20 protein-coding genes are annotated in these 18,640 nt (G+C 62.9%); 8 read left to right on the top strand and 12 right to left on the bottom strand.

All coding sequences use genetic code 11. The annotated features are described in order from the left end of the window. The 3 genes from rpoZ to LJY18_RS05225 all read right to left on the bottom strand — a co-directional run bounded on the left by rpoZ (position 1) and on the right by LJY18_RS05225 (position 2,049). Positions 1-264 (bottom strand): DNA-directed RNA polymerase subunit omega, encoded by a 264-nt coding sequence (gene rpoZ / locus LJY18_RS05235; RefSeq protein WP_238040723.1) that lies wholly within the window; start codon positions 262-264, stop codon positions 1-3. Positions 265-451: 187 nt separating this feature from the next. Continuing rightward, entirely contained in the window at positions 452-1,072 is a 621-nt protein-coding gene (gene gmk, locus LJY18_RS05230) for a guanylate kinase (RefSeq protein ID WP_238040722.1), read from the bottom strand. 113 nt (positions 1,073-1,185) lie between these two features. Continuing rightward, the gene (locus LJY18_RS05225; RefSeq protein WP_238040721.1) at positions 1,186-2,049 is read right to left on the bottom strand and encodes a YicC/YloC family endoribonuclease; all 864 of its coding nucleotides are present in this window, start codon (positions 2,047-2,049) and stop codon (positions 1,186-1,188) included. A 255-nt stretch (positions 2,050-2,304) separates the two neighbouring features. Here LJY18_RS05225 and rph point away from each other — a divergent pair, with 255 nt between their 5' ends. Together rph and LJY18_RS05215 are read left to right on the top strand one after the other, a co-directional pair. After that, a complete protein-coding gene (gene rph / locus LJY18_RS05220; RefSeq protein WP_238040720.1) occupies positions 2,305-3,027 on the top strand; it encodes a ribonuclease PH in 723 nt (240 codons plus the stop codon). Positions 3,028-3,058: 31 nt separating this feature from the next. Then, positions 3,059-3,427, top strand: a complete 369-nt coding sequence (locus tag LJY18_RS05215) for a DUF4870 domain-containing protein (protein WP_238040719.1) — start codon at positions 3,059-3,061, stop codon at positions 3,425-3,427. A gap of 61 nt (positions 3,428-3,488) precedes the next feature. Here LJY18_RS05215 and LJY18_RS05210 read toward each other — a convergent pair whose 3' ends face one another. Then, positions 3,489-4,268 (bottom strand): exodeoxyribonuclease III, encoded by a 780-nt coding sequence (locus tag LJY18_RS05210; RefSeq protein WP_238040718.1) that lies wholly within the window; start codon positions 4,266-4,268, stop codon positions 3,489-3,491. A gap of 93 nt (positions 4,269-4,361) precedes the next feature. Between LJY18_RS05210 and pyrE the strand changes: the two genes are divergently transcribed. Further along, entirely contained in the window at positions 4,362-5,003 is a 642-nt protein-coding gene (pyrE, locus tag LJY18_RS05205) for an orotate phosphoribosyltransferase (protein ID WP_238040717.1), read from the top strand. Between the two features lie 25 nt (positions 5,004-5,028). Beyond that, positions 5,029-5,622: a DUF4124 domain-containing protein gene (locus tag LJY18_RS05200; RefSeq protein ID WP_238040716.1), complete on the top strand. Its 594-nt coding sequence runs from the start codon at positions 5,029-5,031 to the stop codon at positions 5,620-5,622. A 32-nt stretch (positions 5,623-5,654) separates the two neighbouring features. Here LJY18_RS05200 and LJY18_RS05195 read toward each other — a convergent pair whose 3' ends face one another. From LJY18_RS05195 to coaBC, 5 genes are all read right to left on the bottom strand, one after another. Further along, positions 5,655-6,101, bottom strand: coding sequence for an acyl-CoA thioesterase (locus LJY18_RS05195; RefSeq protein WP_238040715.1), 447 nt, complete (start codon positions 6,099-6,101; stop codon positions 5,655-5,657). 245 nt (positions 6,102-6,346) lie between these two features. Further along, entirely contained in the window at positions 6,347-7,252 is a 906-nt protein-coding gene (argB, locus tag LJY18_RS05190; RefSeq protein WP_238040714.1) for an acetylglutamate kinase, read from the bottom strand. A 24-nt stretch (positions 7,253-7,276) separates the two neighbouring features. Next, positions 7,277-9,844, bottom strand: a complete 2,568-nt coding sequence (locus tag LJY18_RS22650) for a phosphomannomutase/phosphoglucomutase (RefSeq protein WP_442964470.1) — start codon at positions 9,842-9,844, stop codon at positions 7,277-7,279. 41 nt (positions 9,845-9,885) lie between these two features. Next, positions 9,886-10,341 carry a dUTP diphosphatase gene (gene dut / locus LJY18_RS05180; protein ID WP_238040713.1) on the bottom strand — a complete coding sequence of 152 codons (456 nt, stop codon included), beginning with the start codon at positions 10,339-10,341 and terminating at the stop codon, positions 9,886-9,888. A gap of 30 nt (positions 10,342-10,371) precedes the next feature. Next, on the bottom strand, positions 10,372-11,580 hold the full coding sequence (gene coaBC, locus LJY18_RS05175) for a bifunctional phosphopantothenoylcysteine decarboxylase/phosphopantothenate--cysteine ligase CoaBC (protein ID WP_238040712.1): 1,209 nt from the start codon (positions 11,578-11,580) through the stop codon (positions 10,372-10,374). Positions 11,581-11,820: 240 nt separating this feature from the next. On the opposite strand from coaBC, the gene radC reads away from it, so the two are divergent. Beyond that, positions 11,821-12,495, top strand: a complete 675-nt coding sequence (gene radC / locus LJY18_RS05170) for a RadC family protein (protein ID WP_238040711.1) — start codon at positions 11,821-11,823, stop codon at positions 12,493-12,495. Positions 12,496-12,525: 30 nt separating this feature from the next. Here radC and LJY18_RS05165 read toward each other — a convergent pair whose 3' ends face one another. Then, entirely contained in the window at positions 12,526-14,115 is a 1,590-nt protein-coding gene (locus LJY18_RS05165; RefSeq protein WP_238040710.1) for an ABC transporter substrate-binding protein, read from the bottom strand. 362 nt (positions 14,116-14,477) lie between these two features. Here LJY18_RS05165 and rpmB point away from each other — a divergent pair, with 362 nt between their 5' ends. Then, positions 14,478-14,714, top strand: a complete 237-nt coding sequence (rpmB, locus tag LJY18_RS05160) for a 50S ribosomal protein L28 (RefSeq protein WP_010489195.1) — start codon at positions 14,478-14,480, stop codon at positions 14,712-14,714. Between the two features lie 10 nt (positions 14,715-14,724). Next, on the top strand, positions 14,725-14,880 hold the full coding sequence (gene rpmG / locus LJY18_RS05155) for a 50S ribosomal protein L33 (protein ID WP_079203857.1): 156 nt from the start codon (positions 14,725-14,727) through the stop codon (positions 14,878-14,880). A gap of 224 nt (positions 14,881-15,104) precedes the next feature. Here the strand turns inward: rpmG and LJY18_RS05150 are convergent, their stop codons facing one another. Both LJY18_RS05150 and LJY18_RS05145 read right to left on the bottom strand, forming a co-directional pair. Continuing rightward, positions 15,105-15,470, bottom strand: a complete 366-nt coding sequence (locus LJY18_RS05150; protein ID WP_238040709.1) for a cupin domain-containing protein — start codon at positions 15,468-15,470, stop codon at positions 15,105-15,107. A gap of 23 nt (positions 15,471-15,493) precedes the next feature. Continuing rightward, the gene (locus LJY18_RS05145; protein ID WP_238040708.1) at positions 15,494-16,831 is read right to left on the bottom strand and encodes an aspartate aminotransferase family protein; all 1,338 of its coding nucleotides are present in this window, start codon (positions 16,829-16,831) and stop codon (positions 15,494-15,496) included. A 230-nt stretch (positions 16,832-17,061) separates the two neighbouring features. Here LJY18_RS05145 and LJY18_RS05140 point away from each other — a divergent pair, with 230 nt between their 5' ends. Continuing rightward, a complete protein-coding gene (locus LJY18_RS05140) occupies positions 17,062-18,555 on the top strand; it encodes an aldehyde dehydrogenase (protein ID WP_238040707.1) in 1,494 nt (497 codons plus the stop codon). Positions 18,556-18,640 lie beyond the last annotated feature (85 nt).

Genomic DNA, 18,640 nt, shown 5'->3' with positions numbered 1-18,640 from the left:
TTACAGAGGCTCGCTAGCCTCATCCTCGAAGGCCGCGAACAGCGGCTCTTCTTCGATGATTTCGTCTTGGGCGATGACGTCGTAGCTCATCAGGCCAGCGGCGATTTCACGCAGGGCGACCACGGTAGGCTTGTCATTTTCCCACGCGAGTTTCGGCTCTTTGCCGCCGGTGGCGAGCTGGCGCGAACGCTTGGTGGCGAGCATGACCAGTTCAAAACGGTTCTCAACGTGATCCAGGCAATCTTCGACGGTAACGCGAGCCATGGTCTTCCTCGTAGCATATGCAAAATAAGGCTGAGCCCAGATGGGCGAGCGGACTGAGTAGTTTAAAAAACAACCAGCATTAATGGAAGCTTTGTTTTCAGCGACTATAAGGTTATGTCATAAGCGGCACATGACCTGTTCGAGGCTGCGCTGCAGCTAGCTCGGAGCTTACAGCGAGCTGCCGCCCTTAGGCCAGTAGCTCGCTGAGCAGGCCGCGATGGCGTTGCTGTTGCGGGCTTTGCAGCAGCTGGTTGGCACGAAAGATGGCCTTCAGGTCGCTGAGGGCGTGGGCGAAATCGTCGTTGATCAGCAGGTAGTCGTATTCGACGTAATGGCTCATTTCGCTGACCGCTTCGCGCATACGCTGCTCGATGATCTCGCCGCTGTCCTGGCCACGATTGGTCAGGCGGTGACGCAGCGCCTCCTGGGTTGGCGGCAGGATGAAGATGGACTTGGATTGGGGCATCAGGTGGCGCACTTGCTGGGCGCCCTGCCAGTCGATTTCCAGGATCAGGTCAAAGCCTTCGATGAGCGTCTGCTCGACCCAGGCTTGTGACGTGCCATAGAGGTTGCCGAATACCTCGGCGTGCTCGAGCAGTTCGCTGTTGTCGATCATCGCGTGAAACTGGTCGCGGCTGGTGAAGTGGTAATTCACCCCTTCCACCTCGCCTGGGCGCATGGCTCGCGTGGTGTGCGAGACCGACACGCGGATCTGCGCTTCGCTGTCGATCAGCGCCTTGACCAAGCTGGTCTTGCCGGCGCCGGACGGGGCGGAAATGATGTAGAGGGTGCCGGTGGTGATGGCCATAAGAGCTTCCTGGGACGGTCTTTTCTATTGTTTCAGGGCTTGAACGCTTAGCGAGCGACGGCTTAGGTCGCCTCATTCCCTATTGGTAACTACATTGCCTGATGCAGCAATTTTTACTCGATGTTCTGCACTTGTTCGCGCATCTGCTCGATCAGCACCTTGAGGTTGACTGCCGCCTGGGTGCTGCGTGTGTCGAACGCCTTGGAGCCGAGGGTGTTGGCTTCGCGGTTGAGTTCCTGCATCAGGAAGTCCAGGCGCCGGCCGGCTGCGCCGCCAGTCTTGAGTACACGGCGCACTTCGCTGACGTGGGTGCTCAGGCGATCCAGTTCTTCGGCGACATCGCTTTTCTGCGCGAGTATCACCAGTTCCTGCTCCAGGCGCTGCGGGTCGAGTTCGGCCTGTAGCTCGGCGCTGCGGTCGAGAATTTTCTGGCGTTGCATGGCGAGCATCTGCGGCACTAATTCGCGCAGGGCTGCAACTTCGCCGTCAATGCTGTCCAGGCGTTCGTTAAGCAGCTTGGCCAGTTCGTGGCCTTCGCGCGAACGGCTTTGCTTGAGCTCGTCCAGCGCTTGCTTGAACAGGCTCAGGGCGGCTTTGTTGAGCGCTTGCGGATCCGCAGCATCGGCGACCAGCACCCCGGGCCAGCTCAAGACTTCCAGTGGGTTGAGTGGCGCCGGGTGCTTGATCAGGCTGGCGACGCTTTCTGCGGCGGCGACCAGTTGGGCGGCGCGCTCGCGGTCCACTTGCAGGGGCTTGCCGGCGCTGTCTTCGGCGATGCGCAGGGTGCATTCGACTTTGCCGCGCGACAGGCCATTGCGCAGCGCCTCGCGCACTGCGCCTTCGAGGTCGCGGAAGGCGTCTGGCAGGCGCAGGTGTGGTTCCAGGTAGCGGTGGTTGACCGAACGCAGCTCCCAGGTCAGGGTGCCATTGGTCCCGGCCTGCTCGGCGCGGGCGAAGGCAGTCATGCTGTGGATCATGGGGCGAACCTCGCGGAAAGTCGGTACTGGCGGGCCTGTCATGCAGGGCGCGTGGAGTCATGGAAGGCAACGGGGCGCTCGCCACCCTCATCCGGCGCTGCGCGCGGTACAGGGAGGGTGTCGCTACGCGACTTCCATGGTTAAAAGCGCGAGATTGTAGCGCAGTGCGTCGGTCGCTCCCAATTCGGCATGTCGTTGCTGGCGCACGCGCCCTATAATGGCCCGCAGATTTCTATTCAGAGCAGGTATTCCTTGATGAAACGTCCCAGTGGCCGCAGCGCCGATCAGTTGCGCTCGATCCGTATCACCCGCAACTACACCAAGCATGCCGAGGGCTCGGTACTGGTGGAGTTTGGCGACACCAAGGTGATTTGCACGGTCAGCGTCGAGTCGGGCGTGCCGCGCTTCCTCAAGGGTCAGGGCCAGGGCTGGTTGACCGCCGAGTACGGCATGCTGCCGCGTGCCACCGGTGAGCGTAACCAGCGCGAGGCCAGCCGTGGCAAGCAGGGCGGGCGTACCCTGGAAATCCAGCGCCTGATCGGCCGCTCGCTGCGCTCCGCGCTGGATATGAGCAAGCTGGGTGAAAACACCCTGTATGTCGACTGCGACGTGATCCAGGCCGATGGTGGTACGCGGACTGCCTCGATCACCGGCGCCATGGTGGCACTGATCGATGCGTTGAAAGTGATCAAGAAACGCGGCGGCCTGAAAGGTGGCGATCCGCTCAAGCAGATGATCGCTGCGGTGTCGGTCGGCATGTACCAGGGCGAGCCGGTGCTCGATCTGGACTACCTGGAAGACTCCGCCGCAGAAACCGACCTGAACGTGGTGATGACCAGCAGTGGCGGCTTCATCGAGGTGCAGGGCACCGCCGAAGGCGCGCCGTTCCAGCCGGCAGAGCTGAACGCCATGTTGGCACTGGCGCATAAGGGCGTGACCGAGCTGTTCGAGTTGCAGCAGGCGGCATTGGCCGACTGACACGTTTGACGCTCTGCTAAGGAGGGTGACCATGGAACCGCAGGATCTTGTGCCGACCCCCACTCCAGAGGCCCGGCAGTGGGCGATGTTCTGCCACTATGCGGCGTTCTTCTGGTTTCTGGTGCCGATGATTGGCAATGTAATCGGGCCCTTGATCGTCTGGCAGTTGAAGAAGGATCTCGACCCCTTCGTCAACGAGCAGGGCAAGGAGGCGCTGAACTTTCAGATCACCTTCAGCTTGGCCATGATCGTTTGCGGCATATTGGCCTGGGTGGTGATCGGTTTCCCGCTGATGCTGCTGGTCAGCGTCAGCGCGCTGGTGCTGACGATTATTGCCGGGATCAAGGCCAACGCCGGGGAAGCCTATCGCTACCCGATCTGCTGGCGCGTGGTGAAGTAGGTCTAGCTGCAGAAACAATAAAGCCGGCGCGATGCCGGCTTTTTTGTCGCTGCGAATTAGCCTAGACGCTGAGAATCCAGTCGTAATCGACGATCAGCGGCGCATGCTGGGAGAAGCGCGGCTGGCGCGGCAGGCGCGCCGAACGCACGCTGCGGCGCATGCCCGGAGTGAGCAGTTGATAGTCGAAGCGATAACCCAGGTTGAGCATCTCGGCCTGCTCGCTGTCCGGCCACCAGCTGAACTGATCGCCTTCGCGGCTGACTTCGCGCAGGGCATCGACATAGCCCATGCTGCCGATCACTTCGTCCAGCCAGGCCCGCTCGGGGGCGAGGAAGCCCGGTGATTGCTGGCAGTCACGCCAGTTCTTCACGTCGAGCTTCTGGTGCGCCACGTGAAGCGAGCCGCAATAGATGTACTCGCGGCGCTTGCGCCGTTGCTTGTCCAGGTAATGGGTGAAGTCGTCCATGAACTTGAATTTCTGATTCAAGCTCTCATCGCCGTCCTGCCCGGATGGCAGCAGCAAGGTGGCAATACTTACCTTGTCAAAATCGGCCTGCAGGTAGCGCCCATAACGATCGGCCATTTCAAAGCCGAGGCCGCTGATTACCGCCTTGGGCTGCAACCGCGAATACAGTGCCACGCCACCTTGGCTGGGCACTTCGGCATCGCAGGCATAGAGGAAATAGCCATCCAGTTGGAGGGCTTGGTCGTCCAGCTCAAAGGCGGAGGCGCGGGTGTCCTGCAGGCAGATGACGTCGGCATTCTGTGCTTGCAGCCAACTGAGCAAACCGCGCTCGACTGCAGCGTGAATACCATTCACGTTCACACTGATGATCCGCATAAATGGCCCCTAAAAACACGTGCGTGTATGATACCCGAGCTCGTCTCCAATAAGCTAAATTCCTAGCTAAATCCGTGCCGTCCGGGACTTTTCATGCAAGCGTACCAGCGCGATTTCATTCGATTTGCCATTGAGCGTGGGGTTCTGCGCTTTGGTCAGTTCACCCTCAAGTCGGGGCGTACCAGCCCGTATTTCTTCAATGCCGGTCTGTTCGACAGCGGTCTGGCGCTGGCCCGGCTGGGGCGGTTTTACGCCGCCGCCGTGGTCGACAGCGGGATTGCCTTCGATGTGCTGTTCGGTCCGGCCTACAAGGGCATCCCGCTGGCAGCGACCACCGCTGTGGCCCTGGCCGAGCATCATCAGCGCGATGTGCCCTGGTGCTTCAATCGCAAGGAGGCCAAGGATCATGGCGAAGGTGGCACCCTGGTCGGTGCGCCGCTGGCCGGCAAGGTACTGATCGTCGACGACGTTATCACCGCCGGCACTGCGATTCGCGAGGTGATGCAGATCATCCAGGCCCAGGGCGCGCAAGCCGCGGGCGTGCTGATTGCCCTGAATCGCCAGGAACGTGGCCAGGGCGAGTTGTCGGCGATCCAGGAGGTCGAGCGCGATTTCGGCATGCCGGTGGTGAGCATCGTGTCGCTGGAGCTGGTGCTGGAATACCTGGCAGACGATGCCGAACTCAAGCAGTATCTGCCTGCGGTGCAAGCCTATCGCGCCGAATATGGAATCTAACTCCTCGACCTAGGGTGCTGCCTCGATGTGCAAACCGGCTCTGCTTCGTTGTTCGCTGTTGTTCGGTTTGCTGCTGCCGATTGTTGCGGGTGCCACCGAGTTGTATCGCTATACCGACGATCAGGGCGTTACCGTGCTCGGTCGTCAGGGCGTACCGCCGGAGTTCATCGGCAAGGGCTATGAGGTGCTCAATGATCAGGGGCGGGTGATCAAGGTCATCCCGCCGGCCCCGAGCGCCGAGGAAATGCAGCGTTTGCTGGCCGACAAGGCCCGCGCCAAATCCGATGCCCAGCTGCTGCGTCTGTACAGCACGCCCGAGGACATCGACCGTGCCCGCGATCGCAAGCTGGCCGAACTGGACGGTTTGATCGGCGTGGCGCGCAGCAATTTGCAGTCGGCGCGCCTGCAGCAGGACAACTTGCAGAGCCAGGCGGCGGATCATGAGCGTGCCGGGCGTAAAGTGCCGGAGCAGCTGCTGGTGCAGATCGCTAACCAGAAAGATGAACAGCTGCGTCAGTACAAGGAGATTGCCCGCTACCAGGACGCGCGCAAACAGGCGCAGGCCAGCTTCGCTGCCGATAGCCAGCGTCTCGGCGAGCTGCTGGGCAAGCGACGCTAGCTGGCGCTCGGACCTCAATCGGCCTGTAGGTGTTAATCCTGAGGGGCGCAGCGCTCATAGCCGCGCACTTTGTCGCGCAACCACTGCGGTAGAGGCCGGCTGCTGCGGCTGGTGCCGTCGGCATGCACGTAGATCACTTCACCTGCAGTCAGCGCTTCGTCCCCGCGCCAGATGCCCAGGTTGAAACTCAGGCTGGAGCGCCCCAGCCGGCCCACGCGTACGCCAATCTCCAGCAGGTCGTCGAAGCGCGCGGGCGCCAGATACTCGAGTACCGTCTTGATCGCGAAGAAGTCGCCGCCGTCGCGACTCAGGTCGGCCGGGTAGGCAATGCCCAGGGTGCGAAAGTATTCGGTGATGGCGACATCGGCGTAGGTCAGATAATGGCCGTTGAACACGATGCTCTGCGGGTCGACTTCGGCCCAGCGCACCCGCAGCGGGTGGAAGAAGCGGAAGGTGTCACGGGACGGTGTGGCAGTCATGGCGAGGCTCCGCACTGTTGTTGAGGCCGGTATAGCTTCGACGCGCAGCCGCAGCACGGCAGTGGTTGGCGGGTGTATTCAAGGCGCTGCTCCAGTGCGCTGGTGCAACTCGCTGCTGAAGGGTGGGCTGGGCGGCGATCCGCCTTAGCCCGCCCTGCGTTTATCCTCAAGACGCCAATGGGGCATAGCCTATTCAAGGGGCAGATCGGCCCGACCCCGTCGGGCTGATCTGCGGGTAGCCGGTTTCACTGGCGCTTGCGGTTGCAGATCTGGGTGCCGACACCGCTGTCGGTGAAGATTTCCAGCAGCACCGCGTTGGGTACCCGGCCGTCGATGATGTGCGCGCTGGTCACGCCCCCCTGAACCGCTTCTAAAGCGCAGCGGATCTTTGGCAGCATGCCGCCGTAGATGGTGCCGTCGGCGATCAGGCCATCGACCTGTTCGGTGGTCAGGCCGGTGAGCACCTCGCCCTGCTTGTCGAGCAGGCCGGCGATGTTGGTCAGCAGGATCAGTTTCTCGGCCTTCAAGGCTTCGGCGACCTTGCCGGCGACCAGGTCGGCGTTGATGTTGTAGGACTCACCTTCAGAGCCGACGCCGATCGGCGCGATGACCGGAATGAAATCACCCTTGACCAGCATGTTGAGCAGGTCGGTATTGACCCCGATGACTTCGCCGACGTGGCCGATGTCGATTATTTCCGGGGTGGTCATCTCCGGGGTCTTGCGGGTTACGGTGAGCTTCTTGGCGCGGATCAGTTCGGCATCTTTGCCGGTCAGGCCGATGGCGCTGCCGCCGTGGCGGTTGATCAGGTTGACAATGTCCTTGTTGACCTGGCCGCCGAGGACCATTTCCACCACGTCCATGGTTTGTGCATCAGTCACGCGCATGCCGTCGATGAAGTGGCTCTCGATCGACAGGCGCTTGAGCAGGTCGCCGATCTGCGGACCGCCACCATGCACCACCACCGGGTTTATGCCGACCGCCTTCATCAACACGATGTCGCGGGCGAAGTTGGTTTTCAGTTCGTCGCTTTCCATGGCGTTGCCACCGTATTTGACCACCAGGGTCTTGCCGACGAATCGGCGGATATACGGTAGCGCTTCGGACAGAACTTTGGCGACGTTGCTGGCGGCATCACGTTCGAGGGTCATGCGGGACTCCATGGCTAATCTCAATCAAAACGGCAAAGTGATATCGGGTGCAGCGCTGTGCAGTTGCGCGCGGAAGACTTCCTTGATGCGTTCGAGCTCTTCCTCGGTATCGGCCTCGAAGCGCAGCACCAGCATCGGCGTGGTGTTGGAGGCACGTACCAGGCCCCAGCCCTTAGGGTAGTCGACGCGCACGCCGTCCAGGGTGGTGAGGTTGGCCTCGCCCCAGTGGCCGTCGCGCTGCAGGCTGTCGATGATGCTAAATTTGCTCTGCTCGGTAACCAAGATGTTGATTTCCGGGGTGGAAACATCGCAGGGGAAGGAGGCGAACACCTGTTCGGCATCGCGCTTGTCCTGGCTGAGGATCTCCAGCAGGCGGGCGGCGCTGTAGATGCCATCGTCGAAGCCGAACCAGCGTTCCTTGAAGAATATATGGCCACTCATTTCGCCGGCCAGCAGTGCGCCGGTTTCCTTCATTTTCTTCTTGATCAGCGAGTGGCCGGTTTTCCACATCACCGGGCGCCCACCGTAGCCGCTGATCAGCGGGGTCAGGCGGCGGGTGCACTTGACGTCAAAGATGATGTCGGCGCCTGGATTGCGCGACACCACGTCCTTGGCGAACAGCATCAGCAGGCGATCCGGGTAGATGATGGTGCCTTTGTTGGTCACCACGCCGACCCGGTCGCCGTCGCCGTCGAACGCCAGGCCCAGGTCTGCCTGCTCTTCCTTGACCTTGGCAATCAGGTCGACCAGGTTTTCCGGCTTGCCCGGATCCGGGTGGTGGTTGGGGAAGGTGCCGTCAACCTCACAGAACAGCGGGATCACGGTGCAGCCCAGGGCTTCGATCAGCTGCGGGGCGATTACCCCGGCGGCACCGTTGCCGCAGTCGACCACGACCTTCAGCGGTTTGGCCGTGGCGATATCGTCACGGATCTGGTTGAAATAGCGCTCCAGCACATCGACCTGCTCAACCGTGCCGACGCCGCTGACCAGATCGTTGGTGTCGATGCGGGTCTTGAGGGCCTGAATCTGTTCATTGGCCAGGGTGTCGCCGGCGATGACAATCTTGAAACCGTTGTAATCCGGTGGATTGTGGCTGCCGGTGAGCATCACTGCGGATTTGCCCGCAAGGATGTGCCCGGCGTAGTAGACCACCGGGGTTGGCACCATGCCGACATCGCTGACGTTGCAGCCACAGTCGAGCAGGCCCTGAATCAGTTGCTGGACCAGTTCTGGCCCTGACAGGCGGCCGTCGCGGCCCACTGCAATATTCGGCTCGCCCTGCGCCAGGCTCTGCGAGCCGATCGCGCGGCCAATCCAGTAGGCGGTATGCGCGGTCAGGCTGCTGCCGACCACGCCGCGAATGTCGTAGGCGCGGAAGATGTCGGCGGGCACTTGTGGTGCTGGATTTTGCGAATTCATAACGGGGGGTTGCTCCAGTCCCAGGAGATCCTGGTCTTCGTCGAGAATGTCGATATCGAGGATATCGGTGTCTTGAAACAGCGGATCGATCAGTCCAGCCGTCTGGCTGGGTTCCGCTGCGGGCGAAGCGCTGCTGGCGCTGTGGTGATTGTCCACGGATTTACTGGATTGGCGCGCCAGGCGGGCCAGGGTCTGTACCAGGTTGTCGAGCGCCGGCAGGCTCGGGCTGAAAGCTTTGACGGCTTTGCCGGCCGAGAGTTCTTTAATCAGCTTCTCAAGCTGCAACGCATCCTTGTGCAGGCGTCGTTGCTGGTCGCGGTACACCAGGTAGAGGCCAAGCAGGGCGCCGGCCAGTGCCAGCAGAGTCGCCAAGCCAGGCAATGTGGGGGAGAAGGCCGCTGCGGTCAGGCTCGGGCCTGGCGTGAAGCTAAGCTGCCAGTGCGGATTGCCGCTATCGAGGCGTTGGGCTTCGCCCTGTGCTTGGCCGCGTTGCGTCAGCAGTTGGCCGGCGGTGTTGCCGAATTGCTGAATCAGTTGCAGTTGGCCCGCGTCGGCCGGTAGCGGCGGCAAGGTGGCCAGCAGGCGGTTCAGCTCGACGGCCAGCAGCAGGGTGCCCTGTGCCGGTTGATCATCACCCTGGCGCAGTGGCGCTGCACTGTAGACCAGCCAGCGCTGGCCGATCTTGTAAGCCTCGGCCGCAGGCGTCTGGCCGTTTTCCACACGGCGCAGCATGTCCAGCGCAGCAAAGTTCATCGGGGCGTCCCGGCCCATGTCCTGCACGGCTTCGCCGCGCGCATTGAGGTGCGCATCGATCACGCCATCCCAGTAGCGCAGATTGCGTTCGGCCGCCCGCACCTGCTGGCTGTCGTGGCTTTGCAGCGCTTGTAGCAGTTCGGGATTGCGCGCCGCGGCGCTGGTGTCGGCGGCCAGCTGGCGCACTGCCTGTTGCAAGGTTGCCGCTTGCGCGCCTCCCCAGGCCTGGGCGAGTTGCTGCTGTTGCTGTTGCTGCATGCTGCTGAACAGGCCGAACCAGAGCAGCGCGCCGGCTAGAAGCACGCCGCCGATAACGGCCGGCAGGCCCGGCAGCAGGGCGTTTGCGGTCTGTCTGCCGGTGCCGGGCGGCCGCCCGGCCGGGCTGCTGGCGTCCTTGGCGGTGCGCTTGAAGCGTTTCATCGAACGTCTCCTTGGCGGTTCATCCTGAAAGGGGGGATTACTCAGTGACTGCCGGAATGGCCAAAGCCACCGCTGCCGCGCTGGCTCTGATCAAACTCATCGACCAGTTCGAAGTGTGCCTGCACCACCGGCACCAGGATCAGCTGGGCTATGCGCTCGCCGATGGCCATGCTGAACGCGCTTTGGCCGCGGTTCCAGCAGGAGACCATCAGCTCGCCCTGGTAGTCGGAGTCGATCAGGCCGACCAGGTTGCCCAGGACGATGCCGTGCTTATGGCCAAGGCCCGAGCGCGGCAGGATCAGCGCCGCCAGGCCGGGGTCGCCGATATAGATCGACAGGCCGGTAGGGATCAGCACGGTTTGCCCGGGCTCCAGGATCAGTTCCTGCTTAAGCATGGCGCGCAGGTCGAGGCCGGCGGAGCCGGGCGTGGCGTACTGCGGCAGGGGAAATTCACTGCCCAGACGCGGGTCGAGGATTTTGGCTTGTAAAGCGTGCATGTCAGGCTCTGCGGTCGGTGAATGAGTGCATCAGGCGCGGTGCAGGCGGTCGGCGATAAAGTCCACCAGTTGGCGGGCGATCTTGCCTTTGCTGGTTTGCGCGAAGCTGCTTTGCTGGAGGTCGCGATCGATGATGGTGATGGCGTTTTCCTCACTGTTGAAGCCGATACTCGGGTTGGCCACGTCGTTGGCGACGATCAGGTCGAGGTTCTTGTCCTGCAGCTTGCGCGAGGCATAGCCCAGCAGGTTCTCGGTCTCGGCCGCGAAGCCGACGCTGAAGGGGCGGTCGACGCGTCCCGCCAGGGTGGCGAGGATATCCGGGTTGCGCACCATTTGCAGGAGCAAGCCGTCGCCGCTGGTAGGGTCTTTCTTCAATTTGTGCTGCGCGACCACTTCCGGGCGGTAGTCGGCGACGGCGGCCGCGGCGATCAGCAGATCGCAGGGCATGGCGGCTTCGCAGGCAGCGAGCATGTCGCGGGCGCTGACCACGTCGATGCGGTTGACCCGGTCCGGGGTCGGCAGGTGCACCGGGCCGCTGATCAGGGTGACCCTGGCACCGGCTTCGGCGGCGGCCTCGGCGAGGGCGAAGCCCATCTTGCCGGAGCTGTGATTGGTGATGTAACGCACCGGGTCGATGTTTTCCTGGGTCGGCCCCGCAGTGATCAGCACGTGCTTGCCGGTCAGGGCCTGGTTCTGGAAGCAGTCGGCGGCGCATTGCGCCAGGTCATCGGCTTCGAGCATGCGGCCGAGGCCGACGTCGCCGCAGGCCTGGCTACCTGCCGCGGGGCCAAACAGGCGCAGGCCGCGCTCGCGCAGCAGCTGGGCGTTGGCCTGGGTGGCCGGGTCGCGCCACATCGCCTGATTCATCGCCGGCGCCAAGGCTACCGGGGCGTCGGTGGCCAGCACCAGGGTGGTCAGCAGGTCGTCGGCGACACCCTGGGCCAGGCGTGCCATCAGGTCGGCGGTGGCCGGGGCGATCAGTACCAGGTCGGCCCAGCGGGCCAGCTCGATATGGCCCATGGCGGCTTCGGCAGCGGGATCGAGCAGATCAAGATGGACCGGGTGGCCGGACAGGGCCTGCAGGGTCAAGGGCGTGATGAATTCGCGACCGCCGCGGGTCATGACCACATGCACCTCCGCGCCCTGATCGCGCAGGCGGCGAACCAGTTCTGCGCTCTTGTAGGCGGCAATGCCGCCACCCACGCCGAGAACGATGCGTTTTCGATATAGCCGCTGCATAGGCCTGCCTTGTCTTGGGGTGGATGTACGCCGCGACGGTGACGCCTGCCTGGCAGACCGTTGGGCTTTTGCAGTAGGACAGAGTCCCAAGTCCGACCGGCCGCCAGGCCGGTCGCCGCGCAAAAAGATGGGCTAAGATAGCACAGCAGCCGCGTGGAAAAGCGGCGCTGGGAGCTTGCCGGACCGAGGCCGCGAGGCCGTTTCAGGGGAGGCTGGCTCAGGGCTCGACAGGGAGGTGCTATGAGCATTCGTGATTGGCCTGCGGCGGAACGCCCGCGGGAGAAACTTCTGGCCCAGGGGGCCGCTACCCTCACCGACGCCGAATTGCTGGCGATCTTCCTGCGTACCGGCGTGACCGGGCAGAGCGCGGTGGACCTGGCGCGCCACCTGCTGGGCGATTTTGGCGGGCTGCGCGCGCTGCTGCAGGCGGATTTGCCGTCCTTCAGCCAACGTCTGGGGCTCGGCCCGGCCAAGTTCGCCCAGTTGCAGGCGGTGCTGGAGATGGCCCGCCGGCATCTGGCCGAGCAGTTGCGGCGTGATTCGGCGCTGGAGAGTCCGCAGGCGGTGCGCGACTACCTCAAGGCCCTGCTGCGGCATGAGCCACACGAGGTGTTCGGTTGTCTGTTTCTTGATGCCAAGCATCGGGTGCTGGCCTTCGAGGCGCTCTTCCACGGCTCCATCGACAGCGCCAGTGTCTATCCCCGCCAGGTGGTCAAGCGTGCGCTGGCGCACAACGCCGCGGCGCTGATTCTGACCCATAACCATCCCTCGGGCGTGGCCGAGCCGAGTCAGGCGGACCGGGTGCTGACCAGGCGTCTGAAGGAAGCGCTGGAGCTGGTCGATGTGCGGGTGCTCGATCACTTCATCGTCGGCGACGGCGAGCCGCTGTCGATGGCCGAGTACGGCTGGTTGTAGCTGGGGGCAGCATCTCCGGTCTGGCGGCTGTCAGGGGGCCAGGCGCACCTTGGAAAAATCCTGGCGGCCGAAGGGACTGACCTTATAACCCTCGACCCCCTTGCGGACCAGGGCATAGGCGGTCGGGTGGGCCAGGGGCAGCCACAGTGCCTGCTGCTGGATGATCCGCTGCGCATCCTTATAGATCCGACTGCGCTGCGCCTGGTCGCTGGTGGTTTTGCCCGCGGCGATCAACTTGTCCAGTTGCGGGTCGCAGTAGCGGGCGAAGTTCAGTCCCGACTCGAGCGAGGCGCAGGCGAATTGCGGGGTAAGGAAATTGTCCGGGTCGCCATTGTCGCCGGCCCAGCCCATGAATAGCAGGTCGTGTTCGCCGGCCTTGGCGCGGCGGATCAACTCGCCCCATTCGATCACGCGGATCTCGGCCTGAATGCCGACTTTGCCCAGGTCGGCCTGTAGCAACTGGGCGCCCAGGCTCGGGTTGGGGTTGAGCAGGCTGCCGCTGGGGCGGGTCCAGATGGTGGTCTTGAAGCCGTCGGGCAGGCCTGCCTCGGCCAGCAGGGCGCGGGCTTTGTCCGGGTAATGGGCATAACCGGGCAGCTCTGTGGCATAGCTCCAGGTGTTGGGCGGGTAGGGGCCGTTGGCCGCCTCGGCGCTGTTCTCGAACACCGCTTGCAAATAGCTGGCCTTGTCGAAGGCCAGGTTGATCGCCTGGCGCACGGCGGTTTTATCCAGGGGTGGATGCTGGCTGTTGATACCGACGAAGGCGGTCATGAAGGCGGCGGTGTGCACGCTCTTCAGGTCAGAGTCGGCGGCGCTGGTTTGCACGTCCTGCGGCTTGGGTGAGAGGGCGATATGGCATTCGCCGCGGCGCAGCTTCTGCAGGCGCACATTGGCGTCCGGGGTAATGGCGAACACCAGGCTGTCTACTGCGGGCGTGCCGGCAAAGTACTCGGGGTTGGCCTCATAACGCACCGTGGCGTCTTTCTGGAAGCGCCTGAAGACGAAGGGGCCGCTGCCGATCGGCTGGCTGTTGAGCCGCTCCGGGGTGCCGGCTGCGAGCAACTGGTCGGCGTACTCGGCGGAATAGATCGAGGCGAAGCCCATGCTCAGGGTGGCGAGGAAGGTGGCGTCGGGGCGGCTCAGGGTAAAGCGCAAGCTGTGCTCGCCGAGCTTGTCGATGCTTGTGATCAGGCTGGGTAATTGCATCGACTGGGCGTGAGGATAGCCACCAGGCGCAACCTTGTGCCAGGGGTGATCCGGGTCGAGCATGCGCTGGAAGCTGAACAGTACGTCATCGGCGGTCAGCGGACGGCTGGGGCTGAAGTAGTCGGTTTCGTGGAAGGCGACATCCTCGCGCAAGACAAAGCTGTAGCCCAGGCCGTCCTCGCTGACTTGCCAGCTTTGCGCCAGGCTCGGCAGTAGCTGCCCGCTGTCGGCATCGAATTCCACCAGACGGTTCATCAGGACATCGGCCGAGGCGTTGGTGGTGGTCAGCGAGTTGTATTGCACCACGTCGAAGCCATCCGGGCTGGCTTCGGTGCACACACTGAGGGTGGCTGCCTGAAGCAAGAGGGGGCTCAACAGGCTGGTCAATAGCAGCGTTTGGGTGGCGAGGCGCATGACAAACTCCTTGATAATGCGGTGCGCGCCCGTCGGCGCGCCGGCCAGGGTTTTACCCTAGACCATAAAGCACTGGCAGAACAGCGGGCTTGTCGACGAGTGGTAGGCGGCTGGTACGGCCTGCGCCGGTGGCCTGGATCCAGGTATTTGGCGGCATGCGGCTGTATCGCTAAAGTGCGTTTATCCTTGTTGCACTCTGGGCTTTCTGGTATAAAGCAGCGCTCTTTTGTAGGGGCCCGGTGCTTGCACTTTCAGGTGTAGCCGGTAAGACCCTCGAGAAACGCGGCGCTGAGCGCCAATGACATTCAAGTTAAGCGGCCAACCCATGCCGGGTTGGGCATGTGGTTTTAGAGGGCTGAGGCATGTCGAGAGTCTGTCAAGTTACCGGTAAGGGTCCGGTAACCGGGAACAACGTTTCCCACGCACACAACAAAACCCGTCGTCGTTTCCTGCCGAACCTGCAGCATCACCGCTTTTGGGTCGAGTCTGAGAACCGTTTCGTGCGTCTGCGCGTCTCTGCCAAAGGCATGCGTTGCATCGACAAGCGTGGTATTGACGTCGTTCTGTCCGAGCTGCGTGCTCGCGGCGAAAAGGTTTAAGGAGTAAGTCATGCGCGAACTGATCCGTTTGGTGTCCAGTGCCGGTACCGGCCATTTCTACACCACCGACAAGAACAAACGCACCACCCCGGACAAACTCGAAATTAAAAAATTCGATCCGGTTGTACGTAAGCACGTGAACTACAAGGAAGCCAAGATCAAGTAATTGATCCCGGCTCTTGTCGAAAAAGCCCGCCTCATGGCGGGCTTTTTCATGGCTGCGATTTATCCCGGCAGCTTGGGCTGTCTGTGGCCAAGCTGTCGAGCAGGTCAGTGGCTGTGGAGTGAGGCGGGTCGCCCCTCGGGTCGTTCGCCAGAATCGGCCATACGCCGTGCAAAAAAAAGCCCGCACAATGCGGGCTAAAGGGTGACGCATGAATAGAGAGCCGGTCAGTGCGCTGCTGGTTCGAAGATCACGTAGACCTTGCGGCAGGCTTCCAGCACTTCCCAGGTGCCGGAGAACCCGGCAGGGATGACGAAGCGGTCGCCGGCGCGCACGGTCTTGGCGTTGCCGTCCTGATCGCGCAGCACGGACACGCCCTGGAGTATTTCGCAGTATTCGTGCTCGCTGTAGTTGACCGTCCACTGGCCGACCGCGCCTTCCCAGATGCCGGCATTGAACTGGCCGCACGGGCTGCCATAGTGGTTGCGCACGCTTTGCTCGGGGTCGCCCTTGAGGATTTTTTCCGGTGCCGGGCGGTAATGCTCGGCGGCGGTACTGGCTTGGGCGAAGTCGAGGATCTGTTCGATAGTCATGGTGGGGTTCCGGGTCGGGGCGGTTAGCTGGCTTGGCGGATCGAATCGGCGAGTTTTTCCACCAGGGTATCAATCTGCGCTTTTTCCACGATCAGCGGGGGCGACATGGCCAGCGTATCGCCGGTTACCCGCACCATCAGGTCGTTATAGAAGCACTGCTCGAACACCTGGTAGCCGCGTTTGCCGGCGCCTTGGCCGCTGGGCGCCAGTTGCACGCCGCCGACCAGGCCGATGGCGCGGATGTCGATCACGTTGGGCAGGTCACGCAGGCTGTGCAGGGCGTCCTGCCAGTAGCCTTCCAGCTCGATCGTACGGTCGAACAGCTGGTCACGCTGGTAGATGTCCAGGGTCGCCAGGGCGGCGGCGCAGGCGACCGGGTGCCCGGAATAGGTATAGCCATGGAACAGTTCGATGCCGTCGGGGCCTTGCATGAAGGCGTCATGGACCTTCTCGTCGACCAATACCGCGCCCATCGGGATGGCGCCGTTGGTCAGGCCCTTGGCGGTGGTGATGATGTCCGGGGTGACGCCCCAGCGCTGGGCGGCGAAGGCCAGGCCGACGCGGCCGAAACCGGTGATGACCTCGTCGAAGATCAGCAGGATGCCGTGCTTGCGGGTGATCTCGCGCAGGCGCTGCAGGTAGCCCACCGGCGGCAGCACCACCCCGGCCGAGCCGGACATCGGTTCGACGATCACGGCGGCGATGTTCTCGGCGCCGTGCAGGCTGACCAAGCGCTCAAGTTCGTCGGCCTTGTCGATGCCGAACTCCGGTAGACCGCGGCTAAAGGCGTTGCGCGCGATGTCCAGGGTGTGCGGCAGGTGGTCGACGCCGGGCAGCTGCAGCGGGAAGGCGCGGCGGTTATTGACCATGCCGCCGACCGAGATGCCGCCGAAACCGACACCGTGATAACCCAGTTCGCGGCCGATCAGGCGGGTGCGGCTGCCCTGGCCGATGGCGCGTTGGTAGGCCAGGGCGATCTTCAGGGCGGTGTCGGCCGATTCCGAGCCGGAGTTGGTGAAGAACACCTTGTTCAGCCCGGCCGGGGCGATCTCGGCCAGGCGGCTGGCCAGCTCGAAGGGCAGCGGGTGACCCATCTGGAAGGTCGGGGCAAAATCCAGTTTGGCAATCTGCTTGCTCACCGCCTCGGTGATTTCCCGGCGGCCGTGGCCGGCATTGCAGCACCAAAGCCCGGCGGTGCCGTCTAATACCTTGCGGCCGTCGTCGGTGGTGAAATACATGCCTTCGGCGCTGTCCAGCAGGCGCGGCTTGGCCTTGAATTGACGATTAGCGGTGAATGGCATCCAGAAATCGTCAAGACTGTTTGTTTTTCTGTTCAGTTGAGAGCTGTAGTCGGTTGTCATGCTGGCCATCCGGACGCGCGAGGAAAGGGGGCAGAGGGGGCGATTTCGCGCAGTCTATGTTTAATAAAACGAACATGACAAGGGGGTTTATCGCTCTTTGTAAAAAATATTGAAAAGGTGCAGCCCTCTGGTTTAGTGTTGCCAGCAGGATTTGGCCCTTCGCGGCCTTGCAGAATTATTGACAGTGCGCGCCGACTCCGCGGCACTTTTTACTGATAGAGGATGCTCGAATGACTAGCCTGACTCGCGACGACTGGGAACAGCGCGCCAATACCCTGAAAATCGAAGGCCGTGCCTTTATTCATGGTGAATACCGCGCGGCAGCCTCCGGCGCGACCTTCGAGTGCATCAGCCCGGTGGACGGGCGCATGCTGGTAGAGGTCGCCAGTTGTGACCTGGCCGATGCCGAACTGGCGGTACAGGACGCCCGCAGTACCTTCAATTCCGGCGTCTGGTCACGCCTGGCGCCGGTCGCGCGCAAGGCCGTGATGCTCCGTTTCGCCGAGCTGATCGACCAGCACGGCGAAGAGTTGGCGCTGCTGGAAACCCTCGACATGGGCAAGCCGATCAGCGACGCCCTGGGTATCGACGTCTCCAGTGCGGCCAACTCGATCCGCTGGAGCGGCGAGGCGATCGACAAGATTTATGATGAAGTGGCCGCCACGCCGCATGACCAGCTGGGGCTGGTGACCCGTGAACCGATTGGCGTGGTCGCGGCCATCGTGCCGTGGAACTTCCCCCTGCTGATGAGTTGCTGGAAGCTCGGCCCGGCGCTGTCCACCGGCAATTCGGTGATCCTCAAGCCCTCCGAGAAATCGCCGCTGACCGGTATCCGCCTGGCCCAGCTGGCCATCGAGGCCGGCATCCCTGCCGGTGTGTTCAACGTGCTGCCGGGTTACGGCCACACCGTGGGCAAGGCCCTGGCCCTGCACATGGACGTCGATACCCTGGTGTTCACCGGTTCGACCAAGATCGCCAAGCAACTGATGATTTACGCTGGCGAATCGAACATGAAACGCGTCTGGCTCGAGGCCGGCGGCAAGAGCCCGAATATCGTCTTCGCTGATGCCCCGGATCTGCAGGCTGCCGCCGAAGCCGCCGCCGGCGCCATTGCCTTCAACCAGGGCGAAGTCTGCACCGCCGGCTCGCGCCTGCTGGTGGAGAACTCGATCAAGGACGCGTTCGTGCCGCTGGTGGTCGCGGCGATCAAGACCTGGAAACCGGGCAACCCGCTGGATCCGGCGACCAATGTCGGCGCACTGGTCGACACTACCCAGATGAACAATGTCCTGAGCTACATTCAGGCCGGTCACGACGAGGGCGCCAAGCTGGTGGCTGGCGGCAAGCGGGTGATGGAAGAAACCGGCGGAACCTATGTCGAGCCGACCATTTTCGATGGCGTGAGCAATGCCATGCGCATCGCCCGCGAGGAAATCTTCGGCCCGGTGCTGTCGGTGATCGGTTTCGATTCGGCGGAAGAAGCCGTGGCCATCGCCAACGACACGCCTTATGGTCTGGCGGCGGCGGTCTGGACCAGCAACCTGTCCAAGGCCCACCTGACCGCCAAGGCGCTACGCGCCGGCAGCGTGTGGGTCAACCAGTACGACGGCGGCGACATGACCGCGCCGTTCGGCGGCTTCAAGCAGTCCGGCAACGGCCGTGACAAGTCGCTGCATGCTTTCGACAAGTACACCGAGTTGAAAGCCACCTGGATCAAGTTGTAACCGCTTAGGCAGGGTGTGCATTAGCCCACCGCGAGCAAGAGGTACCGACGAGCGTGAGGCGGGCTGCAGCGGATTGCCGCCCGGC

This window comes from Pseudomonas sp. MMS21 TM103 (assembly GCF_022132145.1).
In the GTDB taxonomy this organism is placed as follows: Bacteria; Pseudomonadota; Gammaproteobacteria; order Pseudomonadales; family Pseudomonadaceae; genus Aquipseudomonas.
The sequence above is the reverse complement of the archived record's forward strand: the minus strand, read 5'-3'. Positions and strand labels throughout refer to the sequence as shown.